This window comes from Actinoplanes sp. NPDC021490 (genome assembly GCF_055562135.1).
In genome coordinates this window covers 54,258-72,291 of record NZ_JBVHFW010000003.1, presented here as the reverse complement: position 1 = coordinate 72,291, position 18,034 = coordinate 54,258, and the positions used below count along the sequence as shown (strand labels likewise).

Annotated in this window: 22 protein-coding genes; 12 read left to right on the top strand and 10 right to left on the bottom strand. The window is 72.1% G+C overall.

Features of this window, described 5'->3' with window-relative positions:
- The first annotated feature begins 87 nt into the window (after positions 1–87).
- From ligD to ACZ3I4_RS08505, 5 genes are all read left to right on the top strand, one after another.
- Positions 88–1,281, top strand: a complete 1,194-nt coding sequence (ligD, locus tag ACZ3I4_RS08525) for a non-homologous end-joining DNA ligase (protein WP_465381244.1) — start codon at positions 88–90, stop codon at positions 1,279–1,281.
- A 64-nt stretch (positions 1,282–1,345) separates the two neighbouring features.
- The gene (locus tag ACZ3I4_RS08520; RefSeq protein WP_465381243.1) at positions 1,346–2,137 is read left to right on the top strand and encodes an endonuclease/exonuclease/phosphatase family protein; all 792 of its coding nucleotides are present in this window, start codon (positions 1,346–1,348) and stop codon (positions 2,135–2,137) included.
- Positions 2,137–2,694, top strand: coding sequence for a hypothetical protein (locus tag ACZ3I4_RS08515; RefSeq protein ID WP_465381242.1), 558 nt, complete (start codon positions 2,137–2,139; stop codon positions 2,692–2,694). Before ACZ3I4_RS08520 ends, ACZ3I4_RS08515 begins: the two co-directional genes overlap by 1 nt.
- A gap of 52 nt (positions 2,695–2,746) precedes the next feature.
- Positions 2,747–3,001, top strand: a complete 255-nt coding sequence (locus tag ACZ3I4_RS08510; RefSeq protein WP_465381241.1) for a hypothetical protein — start codon at positions 2,747–2,749, stop codon at positions 2,999–3,001.
- A 41-nt stretch (positions 3,002–3,042) separates the two neighbouring features.
- On the top strand, positions 3,043–3,768 hold the full coding sequence (locus ACZ3I4_RS08505; RefSeq protein WP_465381240.1) for a hypothetical protein: 726 nt from the start codon (positions 3,043–3,045) through the stop codon (positions 3,766–3,768).
- Here ACZ3I4_RS08505 and ACZ3I4_RS08500 read toward each other — a convergent pair.
- Positions 3,726–4,505: a TetR/AcrR family transcriptional regulator gene (locus ACZ3I4_RS08500; RefSeq protein ID WP_465381239.1), complete on the bottom strand. Its 780-nt coding sequence runs from the start codon at positions 4,503–4,505 to the stop codon at positions 3,726–3,728. The genes ACZ3I4_RS08505 and ACZ3I4_RS08500 overlap by 43 nt on opposite strands.
- Before the next feature lie 109 nt (positions 4,506–4,614).
- Here ACZ3I4_RS08500 and ACZ3I4_RS08495 point away from each other — a divergent pair, with 109 nt between their 5' ends.
- The gene (locus ACZ3I4_RS08495) at positions 4,615–4,860 is read left to right on the top strand and encodes a hypothetical protein (RefSeq protein WP_465381238.1); all 246 of its coding nucleotides are present in this window, start codon (positions 4,615–4,617) and stop codon (positions 4,858–4,860) included.
- Here the strand turns inward: ACZ3I4_RS08495 and ACZ3I4_RS08490 are convergent.
- Complete coding sequence (locus tag ACZ3I4_RS08490) at positions 4,835–6,025, bottom strand: PucR family transcriptional regulator (protein ID WP_465381237.1); 1,191 nt, start codon at positions 6,023–6,025, stop codon at positions 4,835–4,837. The genes ACZ3I4_RS08495 and ACZ3I4_RS08490 overlap by 26 nt on opposite strands.
- An 87-nt stretch (positions 6,026–6,112) precedes the next feature.
- On the opposite strand from ACZ3I4_RS08490, the gene ACZ3I4_RS08485 reads away from it, so the two are divergent.
- On the top strand, positions 6,113–7,183 hold the full coding sequence (locus ACZ3I4_RS08485; protein ID WP_465381236.1) for a ferredoxin reductase: 1,071 nt from the start codon (positions 6,113–6,115) through the stop codon (positions 7,181–7,183).
- 11 nt (positions 7,184–7,194) lie between these two features.
- Entirely contained in the window at positions 7,195–8,400 is a 1,206-nt protein-coding gene (locus tag ACZ3I4_RS08480) for a fatty acid desaturase family protein (RefSeq protein ID WP_465381235.1), read from the top strand.
- On the opposite strand, the gene ACZ3I4_RS08475 is transcribed toward ACZ3I4_RS08480, so the two are convergent.
- Entirely contained in the window at positions 8,397–8,744 is a 348-nt protein-coding gene (locus ACZ3I4_RS08475; protein ID WP_465381234.1) for a VOC family protein, read from the bottom strand. The genes ACZ3I4_RS08480 and ACZ3I4_RS08475 overlap by 4 nt on opposite strands.
- Positions 8,741–9,397: a uridine kinase family protein gene (locus ACZ3I4_RS08470; protein ID WP_465381233.1), complete on the bottom strand. Its 657-nt coding sequence runs from the start codon at positions 9,395–9,397 to the stop codon at positions 8,741–8,743. The genes ACZ3I4_RS08475 and ACZ3I4_RS08470 overlap by 4 nt, the downstream gene beginning before the upstream one ends.
- Positions 9,398–9,505: 108 nt before the next feature.
- Between ACZ3I4_RS08470 and ACZ3I4_RS08465 the strand changes: the two genes are divergently transcribed.
- Positions 9,506–11,482 (top strand): YncE family protein, encoded by a 1,977-nt coding sequence (locus tag ACZ3I4_RS08465; RefSeq protein ID WP_465381232.1) that lies wholly within the window; start codon positions 9,506–9,508, stop codon positions 11,480–11,482.
- 75 nt (positions 11,483–11,557) lie between these two features.
- Complete coding sequence (locus ACZ3I4_RS08460) at positions 11,558–11,941, top strand: hypothetical protein (protein ID WP_465381231.1); 384 nt, start codon at positions 11,558–11,560, stop codon at positions 11,939–11,941.
- Here ACZ3I4_RS08460 and ACZ3I4_RS08455 read toward each other — a convergent pair.
- From ACZ3I4_RS08455 to ACZ3I4_RS08435, 5 genes are all read right to left on the bottom strand, one after another.
- On the bottom strand, positions 11,930–12,820 hold the full coding sequence (locus tag ACZ3I4_RS08455) for an NAD(P)/FAD-dependent oxidoreductase (protein ID WP_465381230.1): 891 nt from the start codon (positions 12,818–12,820) through the stop codon (positions 11,930–11,932). The genes ACZ3I4_RS08460 and ACZ3I4_RS08455 overlap by 12 nt on opposite strands.
- A gap of 9 nt (positions 12,821–12,829) precedes the next feature.
- A complete protein-coding gene (locus tag ACZ3I4_RS08450; RefSeq protein ID WP_465381229.1) occupies positions 12,830–13,507 on the bottom strand; it encodes a 2-phosphosulfolactate phosphatase in 678 nt (225 codons plus the stop codon).
- 107 nt (positions 13,508–13,614) lie between these two features.
- Positions 13,615–13,893 (bottom strand): hypothetical protein, encoded by a 279-nt coding sequence (locus tag ACZ3I4_RS08445; RefSeq protein WP_465381228.1) that lies wholly within the window; start codon positions 13,891–13,893, stop codon positions 13,615–13,617.
- A 103-nt stretch (positions 13,894–13,996) separates the two neighbouring features.
- Complete coding sequence (locus tag ACZ3I4_RS08440) at positions 13,997–14,779, bottom strand: hypothetical protein (protein WP_465381227.1); 783 nt, start codon at positions 14,777–14,779, stop codon at positions 13,997–13,999.
- Between the two features lie 86 nt (positions 14,780–14,865).
- A complete protein-coding gene (locus ACZ3I4_RS08435; RefSeq protein ID WP_465381226.1) occupies positions 14,866–15,210 on the bottom strand; it encodes a YciI family protein in 345 nt (114 codons plus the stop codon).
- A gap of 418 nt (positions 15,211–15,628) precedes the next feature.
- On the opposite strand from ACZ3I4_RS08435, the gene ACZ3I4_RS08430 reads away from it, so the two are divergent.
- Together ACZ3I4_RS08430 and ACZ3I4_RS08425 are read left to right on the top strand one after the other, a co-directional pair.
- Positions 15,629–15,880: a hypothetical protein gene (locus tag ACZ3I4_RS08430; RefSeq protein WP_465381225.1), complete on the top strand. Its 252-nt coding sequence runs from the start codon at positions 15,629–15,631 to the stop codon at positions 15,878–15,880.
- 189 nt (positions 15,881–16,069) lie between these two features.
- Complete coding sequence (locus tag ACZ3I4_RS08425) at positions 16,070–17,548, top strand: FGGY family carbohydrate kinase (RefSeq protein ID WP_465381224.1); 1,479 nt, start codon at positions 16,070–16,072, stop codon at positions 17,546–17,548.
- Here the strand turns inward: ACZ3I4_RS08425 and ACZ3I4_RS08420 are convergent.
- Positions 17,545–18,009: a MarR family winged helix-turn-helix transcriptional regulator gene (locus tag ACZ3I4_RS08420; RefSeq protein WP_465381223.1), complete on the bottom strand. Its 465-nt coding sequence runs from the start codon at positions 18,007–18,009 to the stop codon at positions 17,545–17,547. The two genes, ACZ3I4_RS08425 and ACZ3I4_RS08420, sit on opposite strands and share 4 nt — an antisense overlap.
- Positions 18,010–18,034 lie beyond the last annotated feature (25 nt).

Sequence of the window (18,034 nt, the reverse complement as noted above, 5' to 3'; positions counted from 1 at the left end):
CGGCGAGCAAGGGTCGTGAGCAGGCAAAACTACACCGCTGTAGTTAGGTGATCTTTCCGCGTACCGGTTGCCGGGAGCCCGCGGATCGTGATCACTGGAGTGGTGATCTCAGCGCCGATGCTCGCGGCCGCCGGCACGTTGCCGGCCGGTCCCGGGTGGGCGTTCGAGTTCAAGTACGACGGGGTGCGCGCCGTCACCGAGGTCCGCCAGGGCCGGGTCGAGGCCCGCTCGCGCAACCTCAACGACATCACCCGCAGCTATCCCGAGCTGGGCGAACTGGGCGGTCTGCTGGGCGGTCGCGACGCCGTGCTGGACGGCGAGATCGTCGCGCTCGAGGCCGAGCGCCCGTCGTTCGCCCTGCTCCAGCAGCGCATGCACGTCTCCGACCCCAGCCCGGCCCTGGTCAGCACGGTGCCGGTGCTCTACTACGTCTTCGACCTGCTGAGCGTCGACGGCGAGGACCTCACCCCGCAGCCGTACGCCACCCGGCGCGACCGGCTCAGCGACCTCGGCCTGGTCGGCGAGCACATCCGGGTCCCGGCCCGGTTCGCCCAGGTCGACGGGCGCACGGTGCTGCGGGCGGCCGAGCTCGCGGGCCTGGAGGGCGTGGTCGCCAAGCGGCTCGACTCGCCGTACCGGCCCGGCAAACGCTCCGCCGACTGGACCAAGGTGCCGCTCGTCAAGACGCAGGAGGTGCTGGTCATCGGCTGGAAGCCCGGCTCCGGCCGCCGCTCCGGCACGATCGGCTCCCTGCTGCTGGCCGTGCACGACGAGGCCGACCGGCTGGTCTTCGCCGGGCACGTCGGCACCGGCTTCACCGACAGCGCGCTGCGCCACCTGCAGACCGAGCTGGCCGGTCTGACCCGCTCGACGCCCCCGGTGGCCGGCGTGCCCCGCGAGTACGCCCGCCACGCCCACTGGGTCGAGCCGGCCCTGATCGGCGAGGTCGCGTTCCGCAACTGGACCCCCGACAACCGCCTGCGCCACCCGTCGTGGCGCGGCCTGCGCCCCGACCGTTCCCCGTCCTCGATCCGCCGCGCCCCCGAACCCGTGCCGCTGCCGAGTCAGGGCACGGTGATCGGCGCGATGCAGACCCCCGACGGCCGCTGGCGGGTCGAGGCGGTCCGCCGCGGCCGCCAGGACTTCTTCCGCCTCATCCACGGCGACAACATCATCGACGGCCTGGTCATCGCCACCGTCGAACGCCTGCTGGCCGAGGCCGGCGTCCACCTGGCCGACCTGGTCGACGCCCGCCAGGAAACCACTCACGGCGCCGCCTGACCCCGCCTCCACGGCGAGAAAAGGGGCGGATCGCCGGGCCCCGGGCCGCGTAGGGTGGCTCGCCGTGCGGATCGTGAGCGTGAACGCCTGGGGCGGGGCCCTGTTCGACGACCTGATCGCGTGGCTGCCCGCTGTGCAGGCCGACGTGCTGTGCCTGCAGGAGGTGACGCGCACGCCCGGGCGGACCGGCTGGACGCATTTCGAGGACGCCGAGCGCGCGCTGCCGCAGCGGGCCGACCTGTTCGACGACGTCCGCACCGCGCTGCCCCGTCACCAGGCGATGTTTCTGGCCGCCGACGCCGGTCCGGTGCACGTCGGCGGCGAGCGGCACCGGCAGGACTTCGGCGTGGCCACCCTGGTGTCCGAGCATCTGCCCGTCGTCGGGGTCGAGTCGGCGTACATCCACGGCGATTTTGCCGACCACGACGAGTGGGCCTCGACCCACCGCCCCCGCAACGCGCTGGCCGTGCGCACCGTCGACCGGGCCACCGGCCGCGCGGTCTGCGTCGTCCAGGCTCACGGGCTTCGCGACGCCCAGGGCAAAGGCGATTCCCCCGTACGCCGGGAGCAGGCTCGCAAGCTGGCCGGCCTGGTCCGCCGCATCCGCCGCCCCGGCGACCTCACGGTCCTGTGCGGCGACCTCAACCTGCTGCCCGGCAGCGAGACGTTCACGATCCTGGCCGAGGCGGGCCTGACCGACCTGGTCGGTGCGGCCGACACCCGCACGACGAGGTACCTCAAGCCCGTACGGCATGCTAGTTATCTGTTGATCTCCGACCCGGCGGCGGTCAAGCATTTCGACATCCAGGCCGCCCCGGAGGTCTCCGACCACCGCCCGCTGATCCTCGACATCTGATGCCCGCCCCCGTACGCCTGTCCGCGGTGCTCGCCCTGGTGCTGACCGGCGCGTCCGGCTGCTTCCTCACCGGGGGCGACCCGGCGCCGCTGCTGACGCCGTCGTGCACGCTGACCGGCCTGGACGCCCGGAAACCGGTGATCCATGAGGCCCACGTGACCGGCGTGCACGAGGTCGTGATCCGTGGCGGCAAGGTCGAGAGCTCGGTCCCGATGGACAACGGCCCCGAGAAACCCCGTGTCACGTGGACCACCGAGCGGTCGGCGACCCTCGACGAGGTCATCCGGGCGCTTCCGCCGGAATTCGGGATCTCGACCGGCCGGAGTCCCGGCGGCGATCGCATGGCCGCCGCCGTCTCCGGGCTGGGCGCCGAGGACGGCACCTTCCTCGGCTACGCCGCCGTCCGGCCGGTCGAGGTCGAGTTCACCGGTTCCTGCGCCGGCGGCGGCACCACCAGCGGCGTCCTCGTCTCGTGGACCGATCCCACGGTCGGCGTCGTCAAGTGCGGTTCCCCCGCGACCGGCGTGGCCCGTCTCGCCCAGTCCGATCGTTGCTGACTCGCACAATCCGAACGCTGCCGGTGCGGCCCGGTCCGCTTACCCTGGTCCGGTGACTGATCTTGACGAGACCGCGGTACAGCCCGAACTCATCGCCACGCACTACCTGACCAGCATCGACGACGTGACCGAGCACCTGCGGGCGGCCGCCCAGCTCGGCCTGGGCGTACGGGTGCGCACTTATCTCGAGGCCGTCGAGGAGGGCGAGGAACCGACCGAGGGCTGGGAGGTCGAACTGCTCACCTCGTCGCCGCTGCTCAAGGCCGAGACCGCCGAGCAGGAAGCTTTCGCCGCCACCGCCGAGTAACCCCGGGCGCGCCACGGGCGTGCATGTTCTTCAATGTGATGGTGTTCGCAGCCATCGTAAGTGTGATCGGTTGTCTCGTCCTGGCGGCGGCTGTCGTCGTGGTGATGATCGGCTCCGGCCGCCTCAGCGCGGCCAAGCAGGCGTCCGAGCAGCAGAGCCGCCAGGACGAGACCCTGCGCCGGCGGGTCGACGCGGTGTTCGCCGCGGCCGCGGGTGCGGGCGGCGGCCGGCTCGATGTCGGCCTGCGCAACCCCGAGGGCGACTCGGCCCTGCACCTGGCCTATCACGCCGGACACGACGCGGCCGTGGCCCGGCTGGTGTCACTCGGAGCCGACGAGACGCTGCGCAACCACGACGGGCTGACGCCGGCCGAGATGGTGGAGGTGGCGGCCACCGAGCGCCTGCTCGAACAGGCGATGGCGGCCATGACCGGCTGCCAGTGGCGCGACCCGGAGAAGGCCCGCCCGCTGTACGAGTCACTGACCCGCTGCCCGCTCCGGCTCTACAACCCGGCCCTGGTGCGGGTGGCGTTGCGCGAGCCGGCCAACCGCAGCCTGGCCTGCGTGGCGCTGAAGGTGGGAATGCCCGGCTCGGAGGACCGGCTGGTGCCCCTGCTCGACGGTCTCGGCAGCAAGGCCATGGCCACCCGCTACCTCAACGCGGGCTCACCGGTGCTGGCCGCCGCGGCCGAGCGGTGGGCCGCCGCGAACGGCTACGTCATCCGCTACGACGCGGCCGGCGGCGCGGTCCGCTGGGGCCGCTTCTGAGGCCCGGCGGCCCGGGACGGCTGCGGCAGGATGCGGTTGAGGTGATAGTCCAGGGTGCGGCTGACGTCGGCTCGGGTGCAACGCTGGTGCAGCAGGTCCAGCCCGAGTCCGCTGATGCCGCCGACCAGCAGGTTCGCCTCCTGGGCCGGGTCCGTCGGGGGTCCGGCGCCGGCCGCCGTGATCAGGGCGGCGACCAGGTCTTCCAGGGGGTGTTCGGCGGGCAGGAAGACCGCGGCCAGCGCGGGGTCGGTGAGGCTCCACGCGTAGTAGGCGGTCATCACCCGCAGGCTCGAGCGGCGCTGGTCGTCGAGGGGGAGCAGTTCCTCAAGGGTGGCCCGCAGCAGCACCCGCGGGTCGGACGCGTCGCGCAGCTTGGCGATGCGTTCCCGGCCGCGGCGCTCGTTGTCGCGATGCAGCGTCTGCAACGCGGTGACCAGCAGATGGTGTTTGCCGCGGAAGTGGTACTGCACCGCCCGCGGGGTCACCGCCGCCTCCGCGGCGATCTCGCGGACGGTGGCGCGTTGGAGGCCCCGTTCGGCGGCGATCCGCCAGACCGCCTCGATGACCTGGCGCCGCCGCCCGGACGGTTCGGGCGCGGCGGCCGGCGGGACAGGCGGGTTCTTGCGGGCCCGGTACGCCCGGGCCTGGCAGGCGCGGGAGCAGTAGATCGGCCGGCGGCCGCGAGGGGCCGGCCGGACCGGGCCGCGGCACACCGCGCATCCCTTTCCGTCACGCATCGCCCCAGGCTAGCCGCGCATCGAGTGTGACGTAACGTCCGGTTTGCGCTTGTCACGGGTGGTTTCCGATGGTGTCGTTGATACATCCGTATCTCGACGGGAGTCACCTGTGGACGATGGCTGGTACCGGCTGGCGATGATCCTGACGCTCTTCGCGGGTGTTTGGGAGGGCCCGATCGCGATCCTCTTCCGCATCGCCGGCAAGGGGCCGAACGTGTTGGTGGCGGCCAACTACCTGGCTGCACCGTGGTGCTACGTCGCCGCGGTGGGGGCGGCGGTCGTCGCCTTCGCCGTGCTCGCCGCCCTGGAGACGCGGCGCAAGGCCGTGCTCAGCCCGGGACGGACAGGGCGATGATCAGCGAGGTGGTCCACTCCGGGTCGCGCAGCTTGTCGCCGTACAGCTCGCGCAGCTGGGTCATCCGGTAGCGCACCGTCTGCGGGTGGATGAACAGCTCGGCGGCCACGTCCTCGCGGCGGCCCTGGTGGCGCAGCCAGCTGCGCAGCGTCTCGACCAGCTTGGCCGCCGCCGCGTCCGAGGTGTCGCCGATCGGGGCCAGCATGCGGGCGCGCAGGTCGGCCAGCGCCTGCGGGTCGGCCGTCAGCACCAGTTCGGTCAGGTGCTGCTCGGTGTCGACGACGCCGCGGCCGGACGACAGCCGGGCGATGCCCAGGATGCGTACGGCCCGGTCGTAGGACGCCTTGACCTGCAGCCACGGCCGGGCCGGGCCGATGACCACGCTCTGGCCGCGCAGCAGCCCCAGCAGCGCGTCGCGGGAGCTGCCCTCGGCGTCGGGAACGAGCAGCACCGAGCGCTCGAGCGCCTTCGGGCCGGTTTCCAGCAGCTGCAGGGTGCGGCGGTCGAGCAGGTTCAGCGCGGCCCGGCTGCCGTGTTCGGGCACGAGCACGGCGGTCAGCGTGCGCGGGGGTGACCAGTCGGCGCGTTCGGCGGCGGCCATGATGGTGCGCTCGGTCTCGCCCGCGAGCAGCGCCTGGGCCAGCCGCTCCAGATGGCGGGCCCGGGCCCGGCCGGTGGAGGCCAGCTCGTCGGCGTGCCCGGCCACGCTGGCCGCGGACAGCTCGTCGATGTAGGCGAAGACCAGCTCGGCGAAGTGGGCGATGGTCGCGGCCGGCTGCCCGTTGCCGACGCTGATCGCGGCGAGCTCGTGCCACGCGACGCGGGCGCCCACCCGGTACGCCGCGAGCAGGGCGTCGAGGCTGCGGCCGTTGCGCGCCTCGCCGCGACCCAGCCCATATGCCGCCTCCAGCGCCGGAGCCAGGGGAGACTGGGGGTCGGGACCGTGCCCGCGCGAGACCAGGCCGAGAAATGTGCCCAGCGCGGCCCGGACCGCCCGCTCGATCTTGACGCCCAGATCGCCGGCGAACGCCTCCGCATAGGCCGGGACCTCGGCCATGATCGCGTCGATGGTCTGGGTCGCCACGTGCGGCAGCCGTTCCCTCAGTGGCATCACCACGGCGGGGGCCAGGCGAAAAGTTCGGACGTCGGGAAGGGGTTCGGACATGAACGTTGTACCTCACGAACAAAAAACGCGGCTTTTTTTACTTCGCTTGGTCAGGAATCTACCCGGAGAACGCAGGAGGCTTGTTACGTGGCTGTTATCCGCAACCTCCGGAGCGGCGCTTGGCGCGTTGTCGAGCTGATCACGACTCCGGTTGTGCCCGCCGACTACCTCGACGTCATCGCCCCGCTGCGCAACGCCCGGATCCTCCGCGCCAAGATCGACGCGGTCCGCCCGGAGACCGATCGCAGCGCGACCCTGCTGCTGCGACCCGGCCGGGGCTGGACACCGCACCAGCCCGGGCAGTACGTCCGCGTCGGTGTGGACGTCGAGGGCGTACGGCTGTGGCGCTCTTATTCGATCACCAGCGCCCCCACCCGCCCCGACGGCCGGATCACCATCACGGTCAACGAGGTGGCCGGCGGCGCCGTGAGCACTCACCTGATCCGCAAGGCCCGGCGCGGCATGATCGTGCACCTCGACCCGCCGACCGGCGAGTTCGTGCTCGACCAGCCCCGCCCGGCCAAGGCGCTGTTCGTCACGGCGGGCAGCGGCATCACCCCGGTCATGGGCATGCTGCGCAGCGCGCTGCACGAGCTCACCGACGTGGTCGTCGTGCACTCGGCCGGCACCCCGGAGGCCGTCGTGTTCGGTCCCGAGCTGCGGGCCCTGGCCGCCGCGGGCCGGATCCGGCTGATCGAGCGGCACACCCGCGCCGGCGGCCGGCTCAAACCGGCCGACCTCGAGGAGCTGGTGCCCGACCTGTTCGAGCGCCGGACCTGGGCCTGCGGCCCGAACGAGATGCTCGACGACCTCGAGACGCACTGGGCCGACGGCGACGCCGCCCATCTGCTCCGCACCGAGCGTTTCCGTCCTACGCTGATCAACAGCGGCGGCGGTGGCACGGTGACGTTCGCCGGCTCGGGCACGGTCGTCGAGACCGACGGCTCCGAGCCGCTGCTCGAATCCGGCGAGAACGCGGGCGTGCTCATGCCGTCCGGCTGCCGGATGGGCATCTGCTTCAGCTGCGTGCTGCCGCTGCGTGAGGGCGCCGTGCGCGACCTGCGCGACGGGCAGCTCACCGTCGCCGAGCCGGGCGACAGCATTCCCGTTCAGACCTGCATCTCGGCCGCGGCCGGCCCCTGCACGATCGACGCTTAAGAGGACCCTGCATGACCACTATTCAGCGCAAGCAGTCCAACCCGATCGCCCACCTGAGCCCGGAGGACATCGAGCAGATCGGCATCGAGCTCGACGCCATCCGCGACGAGGTCATGGGCAGCCGTGGCGAGCGCGACGCCGCGTACATCCGCCGGGTCATCGCCTGGCAGCGCGGGCTCGAACTGGGCAGTCGCGGGGTGCTGCTGTTCTCGTTGTTCCCGCCGGCGTGGCTGGTCGGCACGGCGGGCCTGTCGGTGGCCAAGATCCTGGAGAACATGGAGATCGGCCACAACATCATGCACGGCCAGTGGGACTGGATGCGTGACCCGAAGATCCACTCGACGAAGTGGGAGTGGGACCACGCCTCCCCGGCCGAGCAGTGGAAGCACTCGCACAACGAGCTGCACCACACGTACACCAACGTGATCGGCCGCGACAACGACCTCGGCTACGGCATCATGCGGGTCGACGAGGACCAGAAGTGGCACCCCATGCACCTGGGGCAGCCGTTCTACAACTTCGTCAACGCCTGCTTCTTCGAGTACGGCATCGCCGCGTACGACCTCGAACTGGGCCGCAACCTGCAGACGAAGGAACGCCGCCGGGACCCGAAGTTCCGCGCCTCGCTGCGCAAGGTGCGCAACAAGATCGGCAAGCAGATGCTGAAGGACTACGTCGTGCACCCGGCGCTGTCCGGCCCGTCGTTCCTGCACACCATCGCGGCAAACTTCACCGCCAACGTGATCCGCAACGTGTGGAGCCACTCGGTCATCATGTGCGGCCACTTCCCCAACGGCGTCGAGACGTTCGAGAAGACGTCCATCGAGGGCGAGACCCGCGGCGAGTGGTACCTGCGCCAGATGCTCGGCTCGGCCAACATCAGCGGCAGCCGGGCCATGCACCTGATGACCGGCAACCTGTCGCACCAGATCGAGCACCACCTGTTCCCGGACATGCCGAGCAACCGCTACAAGGAGATCGCGCCCAAGATCCAGGACCTTTTCCAGAGGTACGGGCTCTCCTACACCAGCGGGCCGCTGCCCAAGCAGGTCGCCTCGGCCTGGTACAAGGTCATCCGGCTCTCCCTGCCCAACCGGGGCGAAGCCGCCGTACGCCGCCCGGTCGAGAAGAAGGCGCCCGCCGTGTCCACCCGCTGGCGCCGCGCCCAGGCCCCGGCCACGCCCGCTCCGGCCTTGGCCGAGCCGGCCACTAACTAAGGCTGGATCGGGGCGCCGCCGAAGCCGATCTCGTTGCCGTCGGGGTCGCGGAACGTGGCCTTGCGGACGCCGTTGTCGTAGGTCTCGCGTATGGCCGGCTCCAGACCCCGCGCGGCGATGGCGGCGACGCGTTCGTCGAAGTCGCTGACGAAGACGGTGTGCATGGCGTGCCCGGCGTGCTCCGGGCGCACCTCGATGAACACGTAGCGGTTCTCGGCGAGCTCCCACACCGCCTCGGTGTCGTTGGGCAGAAACGACGGCGGGGCGCCGAGAAGCCGCTCGTACCAGGCGGCCGCGGCGGCGTAGTCACTGACGGGCAGGCCCGCGAACAGGTCGACGGTCATGGGGACACGGTAGAGGCCCCGGCCACGACCACCTCGGTGGCCGGGTCGTGGGGCAGGTGGGCGGGACCGGCGACGACCATGGTGGCCCGGGCCCACGGTTGCTCCCGGAGCAGGAACGGCAGCTCCTCGAGCAGCCAGCCGGCGATGTGTTCACGCTGCTCGGGCGAGTCGCCGTCGCGGGCGGCCAGCAGGCGTTCCTGCTCGTCGAGGTCGCCCTGCAGATAGACCGAGGCGTCGAGCCAGGGGGCGAGTTCGGCGCGGATGACGCCGGTGCCCTCGACCCAGACGACCGGTGCGCCGGCCGGCACGCTGATCGATCCGGGCCGGTCGTGGGCGGCCCAGGCCGGTGGCCGGTAATCCACCGCCTCGCCGCGGTGCAGGGGACGCAGGATGTGCTCGGCGAGCGGGGCGCCCCAGTCGAAGCAGGCCAGATTCCAGGCGACGTCATCGGTGTGCACCATGGCCGAGCCCGGCACCACCGTACGGAATCTGCGCGCCAGCGTCGTCTTGCCGGCGCCGCCGCGACCGTCGATCGCGATGACGCGGGGACGGCCGGTGACGCCGGGCGACGCGTCGAACAGCCGCTGGACCACGTCGCGCAGGCTCGTCACGCGCCAGCCGGCGGCCTCGATCTCACCCGGGTGCAGACGCATCGGTCCACGTTAGTCGCCGGCGCTGAGGATCGCCGTCCACGACTCGGCCGTTCGGATGATCAACTTCCCGGCTCGGGCACGTACGCTGCGCTGGCGTCTCATGGGGGAGTGTCAATCTTGAAGCGGTCGATTCGTGCCGTCCTGTCCGTCGCCGTGCTCGCGGCCGGCACCGCGGTGGCGTTCCAGTTCGCCACCGGGTCGGCCAGCGCCGACGACTTCGCACAGGAACTGCCGATCCGCGGGTTCAGCGACGTCGTCGTCGACGGCAAGCACCAGCGGATCTTCATCAGCGACCCGGCCGGCGCCGAGCTGGTCACCCTCGACTACGGCGGCAAGGTGCTGGCCCGCACCGGAGGGCTGCCGGGCCTGGCCGACCTGCTGCTGTCCGACGACGGCAGCCGGCTCTACGCCGCATGGCCCAACGGCCAGTCGATCCTCGCGTTCAACCCGGCCAGCTCGGCCCGGGTCGCCGGCTACGAGACCGGCGTGGCGCCCCGGTCGCTGGCGCAGGCGGGCGGCAAGCTGTGGTTCGGCGAGGACGACGGGCTCGGCTCGGTCGACCTGTCCGGCCCGGCCCCGATCGTCACGACCGGGTCGCAGATGGGCGGCACCTACTGGTCGACCGCCCCGCGCCTGGCGGGCACGCCCAGCCGGCCCAACGTCATCGCGGCCGCCGGTTCCACGATCTACCAGCAGGAGTACCAGCTGCTGGACATCTCCACGAGCCCGCCGACCGTGCTCGCCTCGACCAAGCTGTCGAACAACTCGGATCTGGCGTTCACCGCCGACGGCAGCCGGCTCATCGTGATCGACGCCGGCCAGAATGCGGCCCTGTCGGGCACCGACCTGTCGGTCGTCGAGTCCTACTCGAGCAGCGCCGGGTTCGCCCGGGCCCTGGCCGTACGGGCCGACGGCACCATCGCCATCCCGGCCGGCGAGCGCGTCGGCCTGCACACGCCCGGCACGGCCGCGGCGGTGCAGGAGTTCCGGCTGCAGGACCCGAACGGCGCCCCGCTCAGCCTGACCGAGATCGCCGGGCACGGCCTGGCCTGGGAGCCCGGCGGCCGTCGCCTGTTCGGCATCGCCCGCAAGGGCACCACTAGCGCCTCCACCCCGGAGACGTTCTCGCTGCAGGTGATGAACACCCTCAAGACGGTGACCGTGCAGCTCGCGGTGCCTGCCGAGGCGCAGCCGGGTAAGGCGTACACCGTGCTCGGACTGATCCGGCCGATCCCGGCCGGCCTGCCCCTGGTGATCACCCGGATCGACCCGTCCACGCCGGGCGGCCGGCGTGTCGGGCCGCAGACCGTTCCCGAGTCCGGCCAGTTCGAGTTCGAGGACACCCAGCCGACGGTCGGTAAGGTCACCTACACGGTCAGCTTCGCCGGTGACAACCAGTACGGCGCGGCCTCGGCCACCGGGTCGGTGCAGGTCGACGTGCCCAAGAAGGCGACCACGCTGACCCTCGACCGCAACGGCAGCGCCTACAACTACGCGACGACGGTCACCTTCACCGCCCGGCTCGGCGCCACCGGCACGAGTCGTACGGTGGAGATCTGGGCCGACCCGTTCGGCGCCGACCAGCCCAACCGTCTGCTGCGCAAGGCCAACGTGGACGCCAAGGGCGCTTTGACCACCAGCCTCAAGCTGACCCGCAACACGACCCTGTCGGCGATCTTCCGCGGCGACAACCGCACCGTCGCCAAGACCGTCGCCTCCACGGTCTCCACGCGGGCCAGTGTCGCCACCACGGTCACCCGGCACTACAAGTACGCCAAGATCGGTTCCACTCCGACGTACCACTTCCGCAAGACCAAGCACCCGCTGTTCACCACGACCATCCCGGCGTACCCGGGCCGCAAGGCGTACATGCAGATCGACGTCCTGCGCGGCGGCAAGTGGATCCTGTGGGGCCCCGGCTACTACCCCCTGAACAGCGCGGGCCAGGTCGCGTACGAGCTCAAGGGCACTCATTCGACCGGTGTGCGCTACCGGGTGCGTTTCGCCTACCTGTACGGCAAGTCCGGCGACACGGCCAACGCCTCCAGCTACGGCCCGTACCGGTACTACACGTTCACGAATTGATTCCGGCTAGCCGGTAGTCCGGTTGGGGGCTCACCCTGACGACACCACGCCCCCGGGCGAGGATCGTCATCAGGCATGACAGCTGTCTCGTACGCCCCGGCGCCGCGCTCCCTGAGCGGCCGGACGCTGGCGGACGTTCTCCGCGAGGACGGCCCGCTGCCGGTCGCACGGGTGCGCGCGATCGGCCTGCACATGCTGGACATGCTCGAGTTCGCCCAGCACGGCAACGTCCATCCCGGCACGGTCGAGCTGCACGACGGCGACCGCGTCACGCTGCTGCGCCCGGCCGGTGGCGGCACCGCGGCCGGCGATCTGATCTCGCTGGGCGCGACCCTGTTCGCGGCGTCCGGCGGATGGCCCGGCCCGCTGCGCCCGGTCATCGAGGAGCTGCTGACCGCCGGGTGGGGCGACCACGGGCTCCTCACCCGCGCCCGGGCCGCGCTGGCTCTACTGCAATAGCGCCCGGGCCACTGCGCGGCCGGACTGCCAGGCGGTCTGCACGCGCGGGCGGCCGAAGGCGTCACCACAGAGCCAGACCCGGCCATCGCGGGCGTACGGGGCCTCGACCGGATCGGGCTGGGCGAAGGTCCAGCGGTGCACCCGCACGTCGGGCCGGTCGGACAGGCCGAGCAGCTCGCCCACGGCGTCGGCCAGAATCGGCCCGGCCGTCTCCGGGTTCTCCAGATGCCGGGCGGCCAGCTCGCCGGTCGAATGCGCGACCAGCACCGGGGCGCCGTCGCCGCGGCGGTCGCCGTCGTCGCACACCGTGGCCAGGACGGGATGGTCGTTGACGAAGGCGCCGGGCAACTCTTCCCACTGCCGGGACGGATACGTCAGGACGGCCGCGATCACGGGATGCCAGGTCTGCGCCGCGGCGGCGGCGACGATCCCCGGCGGCGGGTTGAGGCGCAAGGCCTGCGGGCCCGGCATGGCCAGCACGACGGCGTCCGCGTCGCCGGGCACCGCGTCGAGCTCGGTCGACAATCGCACGTCGAGCCCGTCGGCCAGGTCGGCCGCCAGCGACCGCAGCCCGCCCGGCGCCGCCCACCGCACCGGCCCGGTCGCCGGGCTGCCGCCGGGAAAGACCCGCAGGGTGTCGGTCCACGGCCGGGCCAGCCCGCGCGCCTGCCACGCGTCCGCCTGCGCGGCGAAGCCCGGATCGTCGGCCACGAAGTAGGCCGCCCCGATGTCGGCGTACCGGCCGTCGTAGCGCTTGCTGGCCAGCCGGCCCCCGACCACCCGGCCGCGCTCGGCCACCCGCACCCGGGCGCCACCCTCCGACAGGGCCCGCGCACAGGCCAGCCCGGCGATCCCGGCTCCCACCACCACGACGTCCATGATCGGACCCTATCCGCCGGTTCTGCCGGGCGCCCTGGTGAGGACGACGTGGTCCTGGCGGACCGCGCCGACCATGGCGAACGGCGACCGGTCGACGTCGCAGCAGAACGGCAGGTCATCGGTCAGGTCGACCCGATCGGACGCGGGCGCGCCGGCCCAGGCCCGCGCATGCTCGGCGGCGCCCCGCCGGATGCCCGCGATCAGCTCGGCGGGGTCCGGCGCCGCCCCGTCGAGCAGGGCGGCCAGGTGCTCGGCGCAGGCCCGGTCCTCGGCCCTCCGGCCGGTGCAGATCAGGGTCCACGGAACGCCGGCGTGGTGGCTGGTGATCCACCGGGCGGTGGCGCCGACGTTGACCGCGGCCACCGCGAGCAGGGCTGCCGGCTGCGGGCACTTCGCCAGCCCGCGTGTGCCGTTCGACGTCGCCTGGATCAGACGCCGACCGCCGACCTGGGCCGCGGACATCTCAGCGGGGGAGTTTCCGAGGTCGAAATCGGCGGGCTTGAGCCCGCCGGTCTCCCCGGTGAGCAGGCGGTCCGGGTGCCGCCGGCGCAGTTCCCGCCCGGCGTCGGCCGTCGGCGCGCACGCTATGTCGGTCACGCCGCGCTCGAAGGCCACCGCGGCCGTCGTGAACGCCCGGATGACGTCGATGACCACGACCACCCGTCCGGGGGAAATCTCGGCATCCATACCCACGATCGACACAACACCCGATCGTTGGGCACCGGGGCCCCGGCGCGCAACTGGCCGGGGCCGCGCACTGCCCGGCCCCGGCCCGGGCCGTCAGTGAGGCCCGATCAGAACGGTGCGGGGCCGTGCCCGGTCAGTGACACCAGCGTCTGAGTCGCGAGCAGCTTGCGGACGCCGGTGACGGACACCGAACCGACCTGGTCGTAGGGCAGTTCCAGGGTGAGCCCGTCGGACTCGTCACGGATGTCCGCGCTGGTCTGGTCGGGGCGGAACGTGCCGCCCCAGCCCTCGACTCCTCCGCGCTGCTTGGTGCTGAGCGAGGCCATGCCGGATACCTGAGTGCCGCCGGCGAGGGTGAGCCGCGCCGGGCCGGAGTAGGTCGTCATGAAGTCCACCGTATCGGGCGGGGGCAGCATCGCGGTCGGCCCATGGGTGACACGGGCCGTGCCGAGCTACTTCTGGTGCGGACTCCTCGCCTCTTGACCCCGGTCAGCCGGCGCCGAGGGCGGCGAGGAGCGCGCCGGCGGGGTCGGCGGCCGAGAGGGCGCTGACCGCCACCACGGCGAGCAGCAGGCCCGCGGTGAGGACCAGAATGACGCTGAGGCTGCGGCGCATGGACCGGACGCGTACGGGGCCGGTGGCGCGCCGCTTCCACAGGGCCGCACCGGCCACGCCGGTAGCGAGCATTACCGTGGCGCTCACCGCGACCATGACCCAGTGGTAGCGCTCCACCGCGCCGAGAAGCTCGGAGCCGGCGGCCGACCCCGTCAGCCCCTCGCGCATCTCCCGCAGGGTCTGAGCGACTTCCCCGCCCGCCGCCGCGCTGTCCACCAGAGGCAGCAACGCGACCAGCGGTACCGCCGTCGCCTGGATGTTCAGGATCAGCAGGCCGGTGGCCACGACCGAGAAGATCGTCGCCGTGATCGCCGCGGCGGCATGCCTGGCCGTGCCGTGCAGGTAGCGGCGCCACAGCGCGACCGCGAGCAGGGCGAAGACCACCAGCATCAACGAGGTGATCAGCACCTTGATCGCATGCCACTGGAACCAGTAGTCGACGAGCCTGGCCAACGAGGCGGGCAAGGCCGGGCTGTCCCCGCGCCAATAGTCGACGAGGCCGCGCCCGACCGCGGCCCGCAGCGCGGCCTCGTCATGGAAATCGCCGTACGTCCGGTGCAGCAGGGCCGCGGGGGCGAGCACGAATGCCGCCACCAGCGCGGCCCCGGTGGCCAGCAGCAACCCGATCACGGGCCGGGAACACAGTCGAACCTTCATCGCTGCATCCCACCGCTCCGGGCGCCGCCGGCACATCCGGCCGGAGATCGACCGGCGCCTGTCGCGAGTCGGACGAAAGGCCGACGCTACGCCTTGAAGCGGCGGACCTCCTGGGGCCAGCCGCACGCCTCGGCGATCTTGCCGGCCCACATCCGGGCGGTCTCCTCGTCCGGCACGTCCACGATGGTCAGCCCGCCCAGGAACTCCTTGGTCTCGACGTACGGCCCGTCGGTGAACAGCACCGTGCCGCTGGTGGCGTCGGCGCTGAAGACCGGCCCGTCCTCTTCCTCCAGGCCACCGGCGAAGACGTACGCCCCGGCCGCCTTGATCTCCTCGACAGCCGCCCGGGCGAGCGGCCCGCGCCCGTTGAACCACTCCTCGCTGTGGTCGCCGACCCACTGCTGGTTGAAGTAGATGAGGTACTCGGGCATCGTCGCTCCCTCTGCTCGGCCGGACCCGCTGTCCGCCTCTACGTACGCTACGAACGGCGTCCGGCCGATCCGACACCCGCGGGCAAGAAATTTTGTGGGGGCCGCGGCGACCGGGCCCTGGAATTGGTGCAGCCGGTACGCGAGCGCATCGCCGGTGAGTTGCAAGCCGTCGACCGCAAACCGCGTCACACCCACAAAGGCCCGGCCTGAAGGCAACGCTGACCCGGCGCACGGGCCGCCGCGGAACGGCCTTCCCGTCATTGCTGGAATGGCCGTGTTAGTGGAGTGGCCTTCCGGCTAGCAGGAAGTCACCTCTTGCACTCCCAGATACATGTAACCGCGGCCGAGCCTCCATCCCTGTTTCTGCCCGGCGGGGACCGTGAGACACGCGGGCTTCGGGCTGAACGTGACAACTTTGATGGAAACGGCCGTGGAGCACCGGTTCGTGACCCACACGGTATGGCGTAGCAATCCTTTACGGTATTCATGGCTCCAGCAGGCCGAGCCGGTTGCGGCGGAGGCGGCCGAGGGGGCCGAACCGGCAGCGGCGCCCGCCGGTGCGAAAGCGAGAACCGCGCCGGCGATCACGCCGATGGTCACCCTGCGCAGCATGGGCACCGCGGTACGGACGGAATTATGTGGTGCATTCAAGATTGCTCCCGAGAGCTGAATTTTGAGAATTGGCAGTGCACAAAATACAGCGATAAAACACGGCCAGAAGTTGAATTGCGGTCCGCCGGATCGGTGGCTCGGTCATTTCATTCGCAGGGGTGATAGTCAATCCGCACGCTCTGGGTCGACACGGGACCCGTCCGCGATGACCCGGGCGACGGCGGGCGTACGGCGTTAGGGTTTGGCGGTGACCCGGATCGACGATCACGTCGCCCTCGACGATGCCCTGGACCCGCTGGTTCTGGCGCTGGACATCGGCTCCACGGCGACCCGCGGAGGCGTGCACGACGCGTCCGGGCGGCCGGTCCACGGCCTGCAGCACAAGGTGCCGCACGCGTTCACGGTGGCGCCCGACGGCACCTCGGTCATCGACCCCGACCAGGTGACCGCCGAGGTCGGGCAGGTCCTCGACGCGGTGACCGGCCACCCGCGGCTGGGCACCCGCATCGCCGGTGTCGCGATGGACACCTTCGCCGCCTCGCTGATCGCGGTCGACGCGGCCGGGCGCGCGCTCACCCCGTGCCTGACCTACGCCGACTCGCGCAGCGCCGCCGCGGTCGAGGCGCTGCGCCACGAGCTCGACGAGCGCGCGGTGCAGCAGCGCACCGGCACCCGGCTGCACACGAGCTACCACGCCCCGCGCCTGCGCTGGCTCGCCGAGGCCCAGCCGAACGTGGTCGCCGCGGCCGCCGCCTGGTGGTCGCTGGGCGAATACGTCTGGGCCCGGCTGATCGGGCAGCCGCTGGCCGGCACGTCCACGGTGGCGTGGACCGGACTGCTCGACCGCCGCACCGGCGAACTCGACGCCGAGCTGCTCGCGGCCGTGGACGCCGGCCCCGAACGGTTCTCGCCGCCGCGGGACATGAGCGACCCGGTGCCCGCGAGCCCGGCGGCCCGGCCCGCGCTGGCCCGGGCCGTGTGGTTCCCGGTAATCACCGACGGGTTCGCCAGCAACATCGGGTCCGGGGCGACCGACGCCACCGTGCTCACCGCGGCCACGGCCACCAGCGGCGCGCTGCGGGTGCTGATCGACGGCCCGGCCGATCCGCTGCCGTTCGGGTTGTGGAACTACCGGGTCGACGCGCGGCGCACCCTGCTCGGCGGGGCGATCAACGACGTCGGCCGCGCGGTCAGCTGGGCGCAGAGCACATTGCGCCTGAGCCCGGGACTGGCGGCCGTGCTGACCGCGCCGCCGAGCGATTCCACGCCGCTCGTGTTGCCGTATCTCACCGGGGAACGCGCCCCGGGCTGGGCCGGCGGGGCCCGCGCCACGCTGACCGGGGTGTCGGCCGCCACGGATGCCGACACCCTGTTCCGCGCCATCGTCGAGGGCGTGGCCCTGACCTACGCGCGAGTCGCCGACGAGCTGCACCCGGCCGCCCCGCAGGTGCTGGAGGTCGCGGCGGCGGGCCGGGTCAGCAACGACCAGCCCGAGTGGCTGCAGGTCCTGGCGGACGTGCTCGGCCGGCCGGTCACGCACGTCACCCGGCGGCGCTCCACCCAGCGCGGCACGGCGCTGCTCGCGCTGGACGTGCTGGCCCCGGACACGCCGCGGGCATCGCGGACCACCGGCACCACGTACGAGCCCCGCAGCGCCCACCTCGAGCATTACGCCCACCGGCGGTCACAGTTCTCGGAGCTCTACGACTCCCTCGTGCGCCGCTAAGGCCCTTGGCGTTCGTCGTCGGCGATCACGTCGGCCAGCTGGGCGAAGAAATCCAGGATGACTGTTCGCCGGCTTTCCGGCAGGGCGGCGCAGACTTCGTCGATCTTCCCGATGATCGGGGCCCAGGCCCGGACCGAGGCCTGCCGGGCGGCCTCGGTCTCAGTGACCATGACGCGGCGGCGGTCGGTGGTGTCGCGCTTGCGCTCGACGTGACCGCTGCGTTCGAGCCGGTCGATCAGCAGGGTCACCGACGCCGTGCGAATGCCGAGGTGCTGTGCCAGCTCGGTGGCGCCCATCGGCCCGTGCTGCACGAGCGCGCCGATGGCCGACATGTCGGTGGCGTTCATGTGCATCCGCTCGGCCATCCGGCCGACCAGTTCCCGCGACCCGCCGATCAGGTCGCGTACGGCCAGGGTGGCGGGATCGAGCCCGGCGAACGGCTCGGGCGGGTCGTGGGGCATGACGGTATTTCACCACGCCTGAGAA